Source organism: Serratia sp. TSA_105.2, assembly GCF_052692115.1.
The window spans coordinates 76981-91609 of the sequence record NZ_JBQZFT010000007.1; the positions used below are offsets into that span (position 1 = coordinate 76981).

The 14629-nt window shown below is 61.0% G+C and carries 18 protein-coding genes; 7 read left to right on the forward strand and 11 right to left on the reverse strand.

Going from position 1 to position 14629, the window contains the following annotated elements:
• Window positions 1-13 precede the first annotated feature (13 nt).
• Complete coding sequence (speF, locus tag ACUTSC_RS19140) at window positions 14-2179, forward strand: ornithine decarboxylase SpeF (protein WP_197767605.1); 2166 nt, start codon at window positions 14-16, stop codon at window positions 2177-2179.
• A gap of 48 nt (window positions 2180-2227) precedes the next feature.
• On the opposite strand, the gene mltC is transcribed toward speF, so the two are convergent.
• The 3 genes from mltC to mutY form a co-directional block, all read right to left on the reverse strand.
• Entirely contained in the window at window positions 2228-3304 is a 1077-nt protein-coding gene (gene mltC, locus ACUTSC_RS19145; RefSeq protein ID WP_004937402.1) for a membrane-bound lytic murein transglycosylase MltC, read from the reverse strand.
• 63 nt (window positions 3305-3367) lie between these two features.
• Window positions 3368-3640 carry an oxidative damage protection protein gene (locus ACUTSC_RS19150; protein WP_004937404.1) on the reverse strand — a complete coding sequence of 91 codons (273 nt, stop codon included), beginning with the start codon at window positions 3638-3640 and terminating at the stop codon, window positions 3368-3370.
• Window positions 3637-4737 (reverse strand): A/G-specific adenine glycosylase, encoded by a 1101-nt coding sequence (mutY, locus tag ACUTSC_RS19155; RefSeq protein ID WP_004937408.1) that lies wholly within the window; start codon window positions 4735-4737, stop codon window positions 3637-3639. The genes ACUTSC_RS19150 and mutY overlap by 4 nt, the downstream gene beginning before the upstream one ends.
• 177 nt (window positions 4738-4914) lie before the next feature.
• Here mutY and trmB point away from each other — a divergent pair, with 177 nt between their 5' ends.
• From trmB to ACUTSC_RS19180, 5 genes are all read left to right on the forward strand, one after another.
• Complete coding sequence (gene trmB, locus ACUTSC_RS19160) at window positions 4915-5634, forward strand: tRNA (guanosine(46)-N7)-methyltransferase TrmB (protein ID WP_197767464.1); 720 nt, start codon at window positions 4915-4917, stop codon at window positions 5632-5634.
• Window positions 5634-5960 (forward strand): YggL family protein, encoded by a 327-nt coding sequence (locus ACUTSC_RS19165; RefSeq protein ID WP_019456098.1) that lies wholly within the window; start codon window positions 5634-5636, stop codon window positions 5958-5960. Before trmB ends, ACUTSC_RS19165 begins: the two co-directional genes overlap by 1 nt.
• A gap of 95 nt (window positions 5961-6055) precedes the next feature.
• The gene (glsB, locus tag ACUTSC_RS19170; protein ID WP_033649631.1) at window positions 6056-6979 is read left to right on the forward strand and encodes a glutaminase B; all 924 of its coding nucleotides are present in this window, start codon (window positions 6056-6058) and stop codon (window positions 6977-6979) included.
• Between the two features lie 30 nt (window positions 6980-7009).
• Window positions 7010-7732 carry a YggN family protein gene (locus ACUTSC_RS19175; RefSeq protein WP_445653496.1) on the forward strand — a complete coding sequence of 241 codons (723 nt, stop codon included), beginning with the start codon at window positions 7010-7012 and terminating at the stop codon, window positions 7730-7732.
• A gap of 100 nt (window positions 7733-7832) precedes the next feature.
• The gene (locus tag ACUTSC_RS19180) at window positions 7833-8267 is read left to right on the forward strand and encodes a DUF29 domain-containing protein (protein ID WP_016930094.1); all 435 of its coding nucleotides are present in this window, start codon (window positions 7833-7835) and stop codon (window positions 8265-8267) included.
• A gap of 37 nt (window positions 8268-8304) precedes the next feature.
• On the opposite strand, the gene hemW is transcribed toward ACUTSC_RS19180, so the two are convergent.
• Genes hemW through ACUTSC_RS19210 form a run of 6 tightly spaced genes read right to left on the reverse strand, consistent with a single transcriptional unit; the run spans window position 8305 to window position 12472 of the window.
• A complete protein-coding gene (hemW, locus tag ACUTSC_RS19185) occupies window positions 8305-9447 on the reverse strand; it encodes a radical SAM family heme chaperone HemW (protein WP_197767461.1) in 1143 nt (380 codons plus the stop codon).
• Window positions 9440-10033 carry an XTP/dITP diphosphatase gene (locus tag ACUTSC_RS19190; protein ID WP_197767460.1) on the reverse strand — a complete coding sequence of 198 codons (594 nt, stop codon included), beginning with the start codon at window positions 10031-10033 and terminating at the stop codon, window positions 9440-9442. The genes hemW and ACUTSC_RS19190 overlap by 8 nt, the downstream gene beginning before the upstream one ends.
• Before the next feature lie 17 nt (window positions 10034-10050).
• Entirely contained in the window at window positions 10051-10341 is a 291-nt protein-coding gene (yggU, locus tag ACUTSC_RS19195; protein WP_445653497.1) for a DUF167 family protein YggU, read from the reverse strand.
• A complete protein-coding gene (locus ACUTSC_RS19200) occupies window positions 10338-10892 on the reverse strand; it encodes a YggT family protein (protein ID WP_445653498.1) in 555 nt (184 codons plus the stop codon). The genes yggU and ACUTSC_RS19200 overlap by 4 nt, the downstream gene beginning before the upstream one ends.
• A 31-nt stretch (window positions 10893-10923) precedes the next feature.
• Window positions 10924-11745, reverse strand: coding sequence for a pyrroline-5-carboxylate reductase (proC, locus tag ACUTSC_RS19205; RefSeq protein ID WP_197767459.1), 822 nt, complete (start codon window positions 11743-11745; stop codon window positions 10924-10926).
• Window positions 11746-11764: 19 nt separating this feature from the next.
• Window positions 11765-12472: a YggS family pyridoxal phosphate-dependent enzyme gene (locus ACUTSC_RS19210; protein WP_197767458.1), complete on the reverse strand. Its 708-nt coding sequence runs from the start codon at window positions 12470-12472 to the stop codon at window positions 11765-11767.
• Window positions 12473-12492: 20 nt separating this feature from the next.
• Between ACUTSC_RS19210 and ACUTSC_RS19215 the strand changes: the two genes are divergently transcribed.
• Window positions 12493-13515: a PilT/PilU family type 4a pilus ATPase gene (locus tag ACUTSC_RS19215; RefSeq protein WP_197767457.1), complete on the forward strand. Its 1023-nt coding sequence runs from the start codon at window positions 12493-12495 to the stop codon at window positions 13513-13515.
• On the opposite strand, the gene ruvX is transcribed toward ACUTSC_RS19215, so the two are convergent.
• Together ruvX and ACUTSC_RS19225 are read right to left on the reverse strand one after the other, a co-directional pair.
• The gene (ruvX, locus tag ACUTSC_RS19220; RefSeq protein ID WP_015379046.1) at window positions 13512-13934 is read right to left on the reverse strand and encodes a Holliday junction resolvase RuvX; all 423 of its coding nucleotides are present in this window, start codon (window positions 13932-13934) and stop codon (window positions 13512-13514) included. The two genes, ACUTSC_RS19215 and ruvX, sit on opposite strands and share 4 nt — an antisense overlap.
• Window positions 13934-14497: a YqgE/AlgH family protein gene (locus tag ACUTSC_RS19225; protein ID WP_033635940.1), complete on the reverse strand. Its 564-nt coding sequence runs from the start codon at window positions 14495-14497 to the stop codon at window positions 13934-13936. The genes ruvX and ACUTSC_RS19225 overlap by 1 nt, the downstream gene beginning before the upstream one ends.
• Window positions 14498-14629 lie beyond the last annotated feature (132 nt).

Sequence of the window (14629 nt, forward strand, 5' to 3'; positions counted from 1 at the left end):
GAGAGTCAGCATGATGAAAGAATTGAAAATCGCGACCAGCGCCAGCCTGGTCGCCACCATTGAGACGCTGCGCCAAATCGTGCGCGTAGAGCAGACGGACTACACCGACGTGGCGGCGGCAGTGGTGTCGGTCGCCGACGTGAACGCCGGCATTCTGGCGCGCTTGCAGGCGACGGGTTTCGACATTCCAACCTTCGTGGCGGTGGAAGGGGATGAGCATCTCTCGCCGGACTATCTGCCGTTCGTCAGTGGGGTTTTCGCGCTGCTGGCCGGCGCCAGCAAGCCGTTCTATATGGCGCAACTGGAGGCCGCCGCCGACGCCTACGAGCAGGCGCTGCTGCCGCCGTTCTTCAAAACGCTGAAGACCTACGTCGAGATGGAAAATTCGACCTTCGCCTGCCCGGGGCATCAGGGCGGCGAGTTCTTCCGCAAACACCCGGCCGGCCGGCAGTTCTTCGATTTCTACGGTGAGACCCTGTTCCGTTCCGATATGTGCAACGCCGACGTCAAGCTGGGCGATCTGCTGATCCACGAAGGATCGGCCAAGGATGCGCAAAAGCACGCGGCGCGGGTGTTCAACGCCGATAAAACCTACTTCGTGCTCAACGGCACCTCGGCGGCCAACAAGGTGGTGACCAACGCGCTGCTGACCCGTGGCGATCTGGTGCTGTTCGATCGCAACAACCATAAATCCAACCACCACGGGGCGCTGATCCAGGCCGGCGCCACGCCGATCTATCTGGAAACCGCCCGTAACCCGTTCGGCTTTATCGGCGGCATCGATGCGCACTGCTTCGACGAACGCTACCTGCGTGAGCAGATCCGCGAAGTGGCGCCGGAGAAGGCTGCGGCGGCGCGGCCGTTCCGGCTGGCGATTATTCAGCTCGGCACCTACGACGGCACGATTTACAACGCGCGTCAGGTGATCGACACCATCGGTCACCTGTGCGACTACATCCTGTTCGACTCCGCCTGGGTGGGCTACGAAGGCTTTATCCCGATGCTGAAAGAGTGCTCGCCGCTGCTGCTGGAGCTGGACGAACACGATCCGGGCATTTTCGTCACCCAGTCGGTGCATAAACAGCAGGCGGGGTTCTCGCAGACCTCGCAGATCCACAAGAAAGACGACCATATCAAAGGGCAAAAGCGCCACTGCAACCACAAGCACCTGAACAACGCGTTCATGCTGCATGCGTCGACCAGCCCGTTCTATCCGCTGTTCGCCGCGCTGGACGTCAACGCCAAGATGCACGCCGGCCCCGCCGGGCGCCGCATGTGGATGGACTGCGTCAAGCTGGGCATCGAGACCCGCAAACAGCTGCTCACGCGCTGCTCGCAGCTGAAGCCGTTTATTCCGCTGCAGGTGGCGGGCAAAGACTGGCAGGATCACGATACTGACCTTATCGCCAACGACGCGCGCTTCTTCACCTTCGTGCCGGGGGAAACGTGGCACGGCTTCGAAGGCTATGCCCAGGATCAGTATTTGGTGGATCCGTGCAAGCTGCTGCTGACCACGCCGGGCATCGACGCCGCGACCGGCCAATACACCGAGTTCGGCGTGCCGGCCACCATTCTGGCCAACTTCCTGCGCGAGAACGGCATCGTGCCGGAGAAGTGCGATCTCAACTCGATCCTGTTCCTGCTGACCCCGGCGGAAAACCCGGCCAAGATGGAGCACCTGGTGGAGATGCTGGCGCAGTTCGAGCGCTATGTTGCAGAGGACGCGCCGCTGAGCGTGGTGCTGCCGACGGTGTACCGCAAGAACGAGCAGCGCTACCGCGGTTACAGCATTCGCCGGCTGTGCCAGGAGATGCACGATCTGTACGTCAGCTTCGACGTCAAACAGCTGCAAAAGGAGATGTTCCGCCAGGATCATTTCCCGCCGGTGGTGATGAACCCGCAGGACGCCAACGTGGAATTTATCCGCGATAACGTCGAGCTGGTGCCGATCGGCCAGGCGGAAGGGCGCATCGCGGCGGAAGGGGCCTTGCCGTACCCGCCGGGCGTGCTGTGCGTGGTGCCGGGCGAAGTGTGGGGCGGCGCGGTGCAGCGCTACTTCCTGGCGCTGGAAGAGGGCATCAACCGCCTGCCGGGCTTCTCGCCGGAGCTGCAGGGAGTCTACATCGAGAAAAAAGATCACGGCTGGAAGCGCATCTTCGGCTATATGATCAAGCCATAGAAAAAGGGCCGGTTCGCACCGGCCCTTCTCATATCCACGCGGGAAGCGTTACTTTCTGCGGTAGCTCTTCTGCGCGGTATTCACTTTCACCAGATAGCGGCGCGACTCGGCGGCCGGATGCTTGGTGGTCAGCGTCTGGTACACGTCGCCCGGCTGCATGCCGTTGATGATGCCCACGGCGCGCGTTCTGTCGCTGGAGAACACGCGCAGCACGCTGCCTGCGCCGCCGTTGTAGGCGGTGATCACCGCATAGCGGCGCGAGGTCGGGTTCTGAATGCCGCCCAGGTAGTTGTTCTGCAGGATAGCCAGGTAGGCGGTGCCGGTATCGATGTTGTTTTCCGGATCGAACAGGTAGCTGCGGCTCGGAGTGCCCCATTTGCCGCGCATCTGGAACACATCCTTACCGGCGGTATGCTGCACCACCTGCATCAGGCCCAGCGCGTCCGAACCGCTCACCGCATACGGGTTGAAGCTCGATTCGGTCTGCATGATAGCCAGGATCAGCGACTCGTCCACGCCGTATTTTTCCGACGCCTTGCGCACCATCGGCAGGTATTTGTGCGCACGTTTGTCCAGGTGGTTCGGCACCAGCTGGATGGTGACCGAGTAGATCACGTGCAGGCCGGAGGTGCGCTTTTGCAGCTTGGTCTGCAGCAGGTAATCGGCGAAGTGCGCCGCGCGCCATTCCCAGCGGATCGGCGCGCCCTTGTTATCCAGCACCTGGCCGTACAGGAACGGCTCTTTGCTGATCTGGATATCGTTGGCGTCGGAATAGAGGTCGATGGACCCCGGATCGTCACCCATCAGCAGCGTGCTGATGATCGCCTGGCGCAGGTGCGCGGCCGGATCGGTGGTGGCGATGGTCTCGATGGTAATGGCGCCGGTGTCGAAGTTGATATGGCTGCGGGTTTGGTATTGGTCGGTATATTTGACGTAGTCTTTCGGCCCGGCGATCAGAACTTCGTTCAGACCCCAGATGTTCTCGATATTGTGGGCGAATTGGCCCATCAGAATGTCGAAGCCGTTGGTATCTTTAATCCAGGCTTCGTTGATTTCTTCACTTTTTTTGCCGGAACAGGAGATCAGCAAAGGCGCTATTACGAGCAAAGCTAAAATTTTCTTCATCTTAAAGCCGTTTGGAAGAAGTATAAGAGGATTGAAGCGGGCCAGCGCCTGGCCCCAACAGCGTTATTCGCTCGGTGGCGTATAGCCTTCGATGTGCACGTCGTGCCCTTCGAACAGGAACTTGATCATTTCCTCTTCCAGCAGCTTGCGGTCGTCCACGTTCATCATGTTCAGCTTCTTCTCGTTGATCAGCATGGTCTGCTTCTTCATCCACTCGCCCCAGGCTTCCTTGGAGATCTCGTTGTAGATGCGCTTGCCGACGTCGCCGGGATAAAGCTGGAAGTCCTGGCCTTCGGCGTCACGCTGCAGGAAAGTACAAAAAATGGTGCGGCTCATGCTAATTCCTCATCGATGGCGCTATCGCCATATAAGTTTTGTTGGATCGGGGGCTGCTTCGCCAGCTGTTGCAACAGGCGATCCACCGGCGCTGCCAGCCCGACCGACGGCGGCTGCGCTAAGTTATACCAGAGACCTGCGCCCTCATCCATGCCGCTGCCCGCCGCGTCGAGCGACAGCCACATCGGCACGATATCGAGATGGAAATGGCTGAACGTGTGGCGAAACGCGGTCAGCTGCTCCAGGCGCTTGCCTTTCAGACCGCGCTGCTGCAGCCAGAGTTCCAAATCCACGCGAGCGCTGAACTGCGGGAAGCAGAACAGGCCGCCCCACAGGCCCACCGCCGGGCGCTGCTCCAGCCACACGCGGTCGCCGTGCTGCAGCAATAAGAAGTAGGCGGTTTTTTCCGGCAGGGTCTGCTTGGGTTTCTTGCCGGGGTAGTTGGCCCAGCTGTGGTTGGCGTAAGATAGGCAGCCGACGTTGAGCGGGCAGAGTTCGCACTTGGGTTTGGAGCGGGTGCAGACCATGGCGCCCAGATCCATCATCGCCTGGTTGAACTGGCCGACGCCCTGCGCCGGGGTGACCTCTTCGCTGATTTTCCACAGCCGGTTTTCAACTTCTTTCTTGCCCGGCCAGCCTTCCACCGCGTAGCAGCGCGCCAGCACGCGCTTCACGTTACCGTCGAGGATCGGATAGTGTTGGCCCAGCGCCAACGACAGCACCGCGCCGGCGGTAGAGCGGCCGACGCCCGGTAAATCGGCGATTTCTGCGAAGGTTGTCGGGAACTCGCCGCCGTGCTGTGCGACAATGGTCTGCGCCGCCTTGTGCAGGTTGCGGGCGCGGGCGTAATAGCCGAGGCCGGTCCACAGATGCAGCACTTCGTCGAGCGGGGCCTCCGCCAGCGCGCGCACGTTGGGAAAACGGGCCATAAAGCGCTGAAAATAAGGAATGACGGTGGCAACCTGGGTCTGTTGCAACATCACCTCGGAGAGCCATACTTGATAGGCGGTTTTTTCCAGCTGCCACGGCAGGGTCTTGCGGCCGTAGCGCTGATACCAGTCAAGCACCACCTGTGCGAATTGTTGTGCTTGCATCATGAGCAGCGTCGTTATCCGGCAGAAAATGAAGCGAGATTGCAGCATAGAGTTATGGTGCTGTAAACCGGAACTTTCCGACGCCGCACGGCGGGTACAGAAGATGAACACTTGCTAAACCAATGTATCTTTGCATAATGCGCGTTTCCCTAATTGGCAGCCAAACAGACAGAAAGCACTATGATTAATGACGTCATCTCCCCGGAATTTGATGAGAACGGCCGCGCGATGCGCCGTATCCGCAGTTTTGTCCGCCGCCAGGGGCGGCTGACCAAAGGCCAGCAGCACGCGCTGGAGAACTATTGGCCGGTGATGGGCGTGGAGTATCAGGCTGACGCTGTCGATCTCGCCGCGCTGTTCGGCCGCGAAGCGCCGACGGTGCTGGAGATCGGTTTTGGCATGGGTGCCTCGCTGGTGACCATGGCGGGCAACAACCCGCAGCAGAACTTTTTAGGGATCGAAGTGCACTCGCCGGGCGTGGGCGCCTGCCTGGCCGACGCCCACGAGGCGAAGCTGAGCAACCTGCGCGTGATGTGCCACGACGCGGTTGAGGTGCTGGAAAACATGATCCCGGACGGCTCGCTGGACATGGTGCAGCTGTTCTTCCCCGATCCGTGGCACAAGGCGCGCCACAACAAGCGCCGCATCGTGCAAACGTCGTTTGTCGAACTGGTGCTGCGCAAGCTGAAGACCGGCGGCGTCTTCCACATGGCCACCGATTGGCAACCTTATGCGGAACATATGTTAGAGGTTATGAACGGGGTCGCAGGCTACCGTAATCTTTCCAGCGATAATGATTACGTGCCGCGTCCGGATTCGCGCCCACTGACGAAATTTGAATTACGCGGCCAGCGCCTGGGACATGGCGTTTGGGACTTGATGTTTGAGAGGAAAGAATAATGGCTAAGAACCGCAGTCGTCGTTTACGTAAAAAGTTGCACATTGAAGAATTTCAGGAGCTGGGTTTCTCCGTAGCCTGGCGCTTCGCCGAAGGCACGTCGGTGGAAGACATCGACAGCACGCTGGATACCTTCATCGATGAAGTGATCGAGCCGAACGGCCTGGCGTTTGACGGCAGCGGCTACCTGCAGTGGGAAGGTCTAATCTGCCTGCAGAAGATCGGCCACTGCACCGACGAGCAGCGCGAGCTGGTGAAAAACTGGCTGGAAGCGCGCAAACTGACCGACGTTAAGGTCAGCGATCTGTTCGATATCTGGTGGGATTGATCGCGCTTGCCCGATGAGCGCGGCTTCGCGCCGCGCCGTTTTATTGATCTCAGGTGCCTTAACGGCGCCTTTGTTTTGCCCGGAGTGTGACCGAGGTGGTAACAACATTGGATAACGCGTTGCTGGAGGAGATCCTGCAACAGGTGCGCCCGCTGATTGGCCAGGGGAAAGTGGCCGACTACATCCCGGCGTTGGCGGAAGTGCCCGCCGATCGGCTGGCGATCGCCGTCTGCACGGTGGACGGCGAACTGTTCCAGGCCGGCGACGCCGCGGAGCGCTTCTCCATTCAGTCGATCTCCAAAGTGCTGAGCCTGACGCTGGCGCTGACGCGCTATCAGGAGCCTGAGATCTGGCGGCGCGTCGGCAAAGAGCCTTCCGGCCTGCCGTTCAACTCGCTGCTGCAGCTGGAGATGGAGCAGGGCAAACCGCGCAATCCGTTTATCAACCCTGGCGCGCTGGTGGTGTGCGACATGCTGCAAACTCGGCTCAGCGCCCCCAAACAGCGCATGCTGGAGGTGGTGCGCCAGCTGGCCGGCGAAGACGACCTGGCCTATGACCTGCGGGTGGCGCGCTCCGAGTTCGAACACTCCGATCGCAATGCGGCCATCGCCTATCTGATGAAGTCGTTCGGCAACTTCGAGAACGACGTGATCACCGTGCTGCAAACCTATTTCCACTACTGTGCGCTGCGCATGAGCTGCGTGGAGCTGGCGCGCAGCTTCGTCTATCTGGCCAATCACGGCCGCGATCTCAACGGCGAGACGGTGATCAGCCCGCTGCAGGCCCGGCAGATCAATGCTCTGATGATGACCAGCGGGATGTACGACGGCGCCGGCGAATTCGCCTATCGGGTGGGGATGCCGGGCAAGTCCGGCGTGGGCGGCGGCATCGTGGCCATCGTGCCGGGCGAGTTGTCGATCGTCGTCTGGTCGCCGGAGCTGGATGCTTCCGGCAACTCGCTGGCGGGAACTGCGGCGCTGGAACTGTTGTCTCAACGTATCGGTCGTTCGATTTTTTAATCCCAATCTGGATGGGAGTCAGGAGAAGCTATGTTGAAGAAAACCGGGTTAGCCTTACTGCTGCTGGCGGCGACTGCCGCGCAGGCCCACGCCGAGTACCAATGCAGCGTTAAACCCCAGGACGATGTGATCATCAGCCCGCAGAGCGTGCAGGTGAAAGGCGCCAGCGGCGACCTGCAAATTTCGCCGGATGGCGACGTGATCCGCAACGGTCAGGCGCTGAGCCTGAGCGACAGCCAGCGGCAGAAAGCCTTCAGCTACCAGAGCGCGCTGCGCAAGCAACTGCCGTGGATCGACGACGGCGCGCAGCAGCACCTGGAGAAAGCCCGTTCATCGCTGGATAAAGTGATCGTCAAGGAGCTGGGCAGCAACAGCAACGTGCGCAACCGGCTGACCACCCTGAACGGCCAGTTGAAACAGCAGATGAACCGCATCATCGAACACCGCAGCGACGGCCTGACCTTCCACCACAAGGCGATCGACCAGGTGGAACAGGACGGCCGCAACATCGTGCAGCAGAGCATGGGCGGGGTGCTGCAGGACAGCCTGAACGAGATGGGCGTCAAACAGGCCGCCAACAGCGGCGGCAACCCGCTGCAGGCGATCATGGGCAACCTGGGCGGCTTGCAGAAGGCGATCCAGAACGAATGGAACAACCAGGAGCAGGACTTCCAGAACTTCGGCCGCGACGTTTGCAACCGCGTCACCGCACTGGAAACCCAGCGCAAGGATCTGCTGAAGGCGTTGAAGTGATTTAAGAACCTTCTCGGTAGTATGTTTTTTGACCTTCTGAAGCTTGTCTGACAGACTGGTCAAACTACGTACAGATTTATGGATGTTTACGGAGGACGCTATGAGCCATACACGTTACGAAACCGATGTTGTTGCCTGGGCAAATGAACAGGCCGCTCTTTTGCGCTCCGGAAAATTGTCTGAGATCGATATTGAAAAGATCGCCGAGGAGATTGAGGACGTGGGGAAGAGCGAGCAAAGGGAACTTGCTAGCCGGATGACGGTGCTGATTGCACATTTGCTTAAATGGAAATATCAGCCGGCCAGGCGCGGAACCAGCTGGGAGAGAACGATTAAAGCGCAGCGCAAAGAGGTGCTTTACAGCTTGAAAGAATCGCCCAGCCTAAAAGGTAAACTGAGCGATGCTGATTGGCTGGATGTCGTCTGGTCGAAGGCCGTTGCGCTCGCTACGGCCGAAACTGGGCTGGATGTATATCCGGAAAACGGCATCTGGGAAACTCAGCAGATTCTGTCTCAGACGTTTTACCCGGATTAACACCAATAAAAAAGCGCTGATTATTCAGCGCTTTTTTTTACTCGTCGTCTGCCAGGAACAGTTCCAGCAGCGAGTTGAGGAACAGTTTGCCCTTCTCGGTGATTTGCCAGTGCTCTGCGGTTTCTTCCAGATAGCCTTTGGCCAGCGCTTCGTCCAGCTGCGGGCGAATGACGTTTTCCGCCAGCCCGGTGTAGTTGACGAAGTCGGCGCGCGGCGCAGCTTCCAGCAGGCGGAAACGGTTCATGAAGAATTCGAACGGCCGATCCGCCGCCGCCACCTCATGCTGCTTGTCCATGTAATCGCCGCGCATAAAGCCGCGCGGGTGCTTGGTCTTGGCGGTGCGCAGGATGCGCCCGTCGCTGAAGGTTACCTTGCCGTGCGCGCCGCAGCCGATCCCCAGATAGTCGCCGAAGCGCCAGTAGTTGAGGTTGTGCTGGCATTGGTAGCCCGGTTTGGCATAGGCCGAAGTTTCATACTGCTGATAGCCGGCGGCGCTCAGCAGCTGGTGGCCGCGTTCGAAGATATCCCACAGCGCGTCGTCGTCCGGCAAAACCGGCGGGCGCGAGCTGAACAGGGTGTTCGGCTCGATGGTTAACTGATACCACGACAGGTGCGGCGGATTGAGGGCAATAGCCTGGCGCAGATCGTCCAGCGCCTCTTCCAGTGACTGATCCGGCAGGCCATGCATCAGATCGAGGTTGAAGCTGCGCAGGCCAAGGCCGGTCGCCAACGTCGCCGCGCGCTTGGCCTCTTCCGGGCCGTGGATGCGCCCCAGGCGGGTCAGCTTCTCGGCGCTGAAGCTTTGCACCCCGATGGAGATGCGGTTGACGCCGGCGCGCTGGTAGCCGCTGAAGCGATCGGCCTCCACGGTGCCGGGGTTGGCCTCCATGGTGATTTCGGCGTCGTCGGCGACGCGTATGCGCGCCCGCACGCCGTCCAGCAAGGCTTGCATCGCTTCGGCGCTCAGCAGGCTGGGGGTGCCGCCGCCGATGAAGATGGTGCTTATCTCCCGGCCGCCGGCCAGCGGCAGGTCGGCATCCAGATCCGCCAACAGATGATCGACGTACTCCTGATGCGGCACGTCACCCTTCAGCGCATGGGAGTTGAAGTCGCAGTACGGGCATTTCTGCACGCACCACGGGATGTGGATGTAGAGACTCAGCGGGGGCAGCTTAAGCATTGCGCATGGCTTCCAACATCAGCTTCAGCGCCTTGCCGCGGTGCGAAATCGCCCGCTTCTCGTCGCGGCTCAGCTCAGCGGCGGTGCGGCCCAGCTCCGGCACGTAGAAGACAGGATCGTAACCGAAGCCGCCTTCGCCGGCGGCCTGCTCGGTGATTTCGCCGGCCCAGCTGCCGTGGAACACCAGCGGCGTCGGATCTTCTGCATGGCGCAGATAGACCAGCACGCAGTGGAATTGCGCGCCGCGCCGGCCCGGCGCCACGTCTTTCAGCGCCGCCAGCAGCTTATCGAGGTTTTGCCGATCGTCGGCGTCTTCACCGGCATAGCGTGCGGAGTAGATGCCCGGCGCGCCGCCCAGCGCGTCTACCGCCAGGCCGGAGTCGTCGGCGATCGCCGGCAGGCCGGTGACCTGTGCCGCATGGCGCGCTTTCAGAATGGCGTTTTCGATAAACGTCAGCCCGGTCTCTTCAGCGGATTCCACGCCCAGATCGGTTTGCGCGACCACGTCCAGGCCGAAATCGGCCAACAGGTCGGCAAGTTCGCGCACTTTGCCCGGGTTACCGGTGGCAAGAACGACTTTTTGCATAATGACTACCTTGAAAATTATTTGATGAGCGCCGCGACCACGGCGGGGATCTGTTGCGGATTCACGATGCGTAACTGTTTATGCCGCCCCAGTTCGCCTTTCTCGATGGTGACGCTGCTTTTCGCCACTTTGAACTGCTTGGCGATAAACTTGATCAAATGGGCGTTGGCTTGGCCGTCGACCGGCGGGGCGGTAATGGCGACTTTCAGTTCGTCGCCATGCAAGCCGATAATTTGGTCGCGGCTGGCTTTCGGCTGAATATATAGCCTGATCGCCAGCCCGTCCAGCACCGGAGTGACTGCACTCACAGCAGGAACCAGATCTCGCCGAACAGATCCATGCCCAGGTAGTTGATCAGATAGAGGATCAGGATTACCACCATGGCGGAAAAGTCGATGCCACCCATCGCCGGGATGATGCGACGGATCGGCGCCATCAAGGGTTCGGTCAGCTGGTACATCACGTAGTCGATCGGGCTGCGGCCCTGACTGATCCAGCTCATCAGCGCACGAATGATCATCACCCAGAAGATCAGGTAGCCGGCAGACTTCACCAGCGAGATCAGGCCGAACAGCAGGTTATAGGGGCTGAGCGACATCGCGCCGCCCTGGATCAGCAGCAGCAGCGGGTACTTGATGGTCATCAGCAGGAACGCCAGCAACAGCGAAGCGCTGTCGATAGGCCCCAGCGATGGGATGATGCGGCGCAGCGGGCTGACGACCGGCTGAGTGATCTTCACCACAAACTGCGAGAACGGGTTGTAAAAATCGGTGCGCGTCCATTGCATCCAAATGCGCAGCAACAGCACCATCACGTACAGATCAATAACGGTCTTGACCAGGAAAGTCAGCGTTAGCATGAAGTGGTCCTTCTCCTTAACTCATGGTTATTTAAAATAATTTTTCCATCTCTTGGGCGCGGGCAACGGCGGCCTGCATCGCTTGCGCCACGGTTTCCGGCAGCTGGCGTTCGTTGAACACCCGCAGCGCTTCGGCGGTGGTGCCGCCTTTGGAGGTGACCTGCTCGCGCAGCGTGCCCAACGGCGTATCCGGGTTGGCTTCTACCAAGGCGGCGGCGCCGGAAGCAGCCTGCTGCACCAGATCGCGCGCGGTCTGGCTGTCGAAGCCCATGCGTTCGGCCTCTTTTTGCATCGCTTCCATAAACAGGAAGAAATAGGCCGGGGCGCTACCCGCGGCGGCGATCACGCCGTTGATGCCATTTTCGTCATCGACCCAGCAAACTGTACCAACCGATGCCATTAAATCGCCGGTGTAATCACGATCCTGCTGGCTGACCTGCGCCGGCGCGTACAATCCGCTCATGCCCTTGCCGACCAGTGACGGAGTGTTGGGCATGATGCGCACGATGTTCAGCTTGTCGCCGAGCAGCTGATAGAAACGGCTGACCTGAATGCCGGCGGCGATCGACAGCACCAGTTTGCCACCGAAATCGACCTGCTCGCGCAGCGGTTGGCAAACGTCGGCCATCAGCTGCGGTTTGACCGCCAGCACCACTACTTCGGCCTCGCGCGCGCAGGCGACGTTGTCGCCGCTGCTGACGATGCCGTAGTCCGCCGCCAGCGCATCGCGGTTTTTCGGCGAAGGGGCGCAGACGCTGATGGATTTGGCCGGATAGCCGCCCGCCACCAGGCCGGCGATGATTGCACGCGCCATATTGCCGGCGCCGATAAAGGTAATCTTGCGATGTTGCATCAAATCCCTCGTCTGTTTGTCAGGCCTGCGAGTAGTCGCGGGCGCCAAAAATTGCGGTGCCGATGCGCACCAGGGTGCTGCCTGCGGCGATCGCCGCCGCCATGTCGTCCGTCATGCCCATCGATAGCGTATCGGCCTGCGGATAACGCTGACGCAGGGCGAGAAAGGCGTCGTTCATCCGGCTGAATACCGCCAGCTGCCGCTGGTAATCCGCTTCCGGCGCCGGGATCGCCATCAGCCCGCGCAGCGCCAGGTTCGGCAGTGCGGCAATCGCTTCCGCCAGCGCCGGCAGCTCGGCCAGCGCGATGCCGGATTTGCTTTGCTCGTCGCTGATGTTGATTTGAATCAGCACGTTGAGCGGCGGCATGTTGACCGGGCGCTGATCGCTCAGGCGCTGGGCGATGCGCAGCCGATCTACGGTATGGCACCAGGCGAAGTGTTCCGCCACCAGCCGACTCTTATTGGATTGCAGCGGGCCGATAAAGTGCCACACCAACTCGCCGCCCTGCGAAGACTCGGCGAAATGCCGGATCTTGTCTACCCCTTCCTGCACGTAGTTCTCGCCGAAGGCGCGTTGGCCGGCGGCGATGGCTTCTTCGATCGCCGCCACAGGTTTGGTTTTGCTGACTGCAAGCAGGGCAACTTCTTCTGGCGCCCGCGCGCAGTTTTGCGCGGCGGCCGCGATGCGGTTTCTGACATCCTGCAGGTTCTGTTGGATAGTGCTCATTATTGACCCGGGAGAGTGATATGGATATCGATGAATTCGTGGCCCTTAGTGTAAAGCATAATGCTTCCGATCTGCACCTTTGTGCCGGCCATCCGCCGATGTTGCGCATCGACGGCGAACTGCAAACGCTGGCGGCGGCGCCAACGCTGACGGCGCAAGGCGTGCAGGCCCTCTGCGACGGATTGCTGAATGCGCAGCAGCGCGAGAGCCTGCGGCGGCTGGGGCAGGTCGATCTGGCGCTGCACAGGCCGGGCGGGGAGCGGCTGCGAGCCAACGTTTTTCAGCAACGCGCGGGGATGTCTCTCGCATTGCGGCGCATCGCCGGGCAGGCACCTTCGCTTGCCGAGCTGGCGGCCCCGGCCATCGTCCCGGCACTGCTGCGGCGCGACGACGGGCTTCTCCTGGTCACCGGCGCCACCGGCAGCGGCAAGTCCACCACGCTGGCGGCGATGATTGACGAGATCAACCGGCACCAGCCGCGGCACATTTTAACGCTGGAGGATCCGATCGAATTCTTGCACCGCAGCCGGCGATCGCTGATTCAGCAGCGGGAGATCGGCCGCGACAGTCACAGCTTCGATACGGCGTTGCGCGCTGCGTTGCGCGAAGATCCGGATGTGATCCTGCTGGGCGAGCTGCGCGATGTCGCCACCATTCGGCTGGCGCTCACCGCGGCGGAGACCGGCCATCTGGTGCTGGCGACGCTGCACACCCGCAGCGCGCCGCAGGCGGTGGAACGGCTGGTGGACGTGTTTCCGGCGGAAGAGAAACCCTATGTGCGCGCCCAGCTGGCCGGCAGCCTGCAGGCGGTGATCGCGCAAAAGCTGATGCGGCGGCCCGGCGGCGGGCGAGTGGCGATCTTTGAGGTGCTGACGGCGACGGCGGCGGTCAGCAACCTGATCCGCGAAGGGAAAACCCATCAGTTGGCGAGCGTGTTGCAAACCGGCGCGCAGTCCGGCATGCAAACCTTTGAGCAAGGTTTGCAGCAGCGGATCGACGCCGGCGTGTTGGGGGATTGTGTTGGCGAAGGGGCGGGGAGTTAACCCAGCTGCCGTTCGAACCAGCTTTCGAGGATCACCACCGCAGAGGCGGAATCCACGCTGCCTTTGTCGAGCGCGCGGAAGCCGCCGCGATCGAACAGGTTGGCGCGCGCTTCCACGGTGCTCAGGCGCTCGTCATGCAGATCGATCTGGATGCCGAAGCGGCCGTGCAGGCGGTTGGCGAACTTGCGCGCCTGGGCGGTCACCGGTTGTTCGGTGCCATCCATGTTCAGCGGCAGGCCGACCACCACCAGATCCGGCTGCCACTCCTTCAGCAGCTTTTCGATTTTCAGCCAGTCCGGCGAGCCGTCCTGCGCTTTGAAGGCCGGCAGGGCGCGGGCGCTGCCGGTCAACTCCTGGCCGACGGCCGCGCCGATGCTTTTGGTGCCGAAGTCGAAGGCGATAATGGTGCGGTTGCTCATCAGGCGTGTCCTGCGTGGTTGGCGATGCTGCGAATGTCGATACCCAGAAGGTTCCCCGCCTCGCGCCAACGGCTGGCGATCGGCGTGCGGAACAGAATGTCGGTGTTGGCCTCGATGGTCAGCCAGGCGTTCTCCAACACCTCCTGCTCCAGCTGGCCCTTTTCCCAACCTGCATAACCCAGCGCCACCAGCACGTCGTCCGGTTGTTCCGGGGTGCCGAGCGTTTCCAGCACGTCTTTCGAGGTGGTGATCATGGTGTTGGGGGAAATTTGAATGCTGGCACCGAAGCCGTGGCGCGGCGTATGCAGGATAAATCCGCGATCGTCCGCCAGCGGGCCGCCGGCGAACACCGGCTTGTCCAGGCTGATGGCCGGATCGCGCGCAGGCGGCATGATCTTCAGCTTGCTCAGTACCGTGGCTACCGTGAACTGCTCCACCGGTTTATTGATCACCAAACCCATGGCGCCTTCTTCGTTGTGCTCGCAGACGTAAATCACCGAGCGCTTGAAGCGAGGATCCTGCAGGGTGGGCATGGCGATCAGAAAATGGTGCTGTAAATTCATGGCGTTAGTATAAGGTAATCAATGGGTGAGAAAATAAACAGCCGCCAGTATGCGGCTATACCCGCCGCCTTTCAAGCCGCGTGCAAAGGCGTGCTTTGGCGGGCGCGATGCAGGATAGCGGGCGGCAGGCCG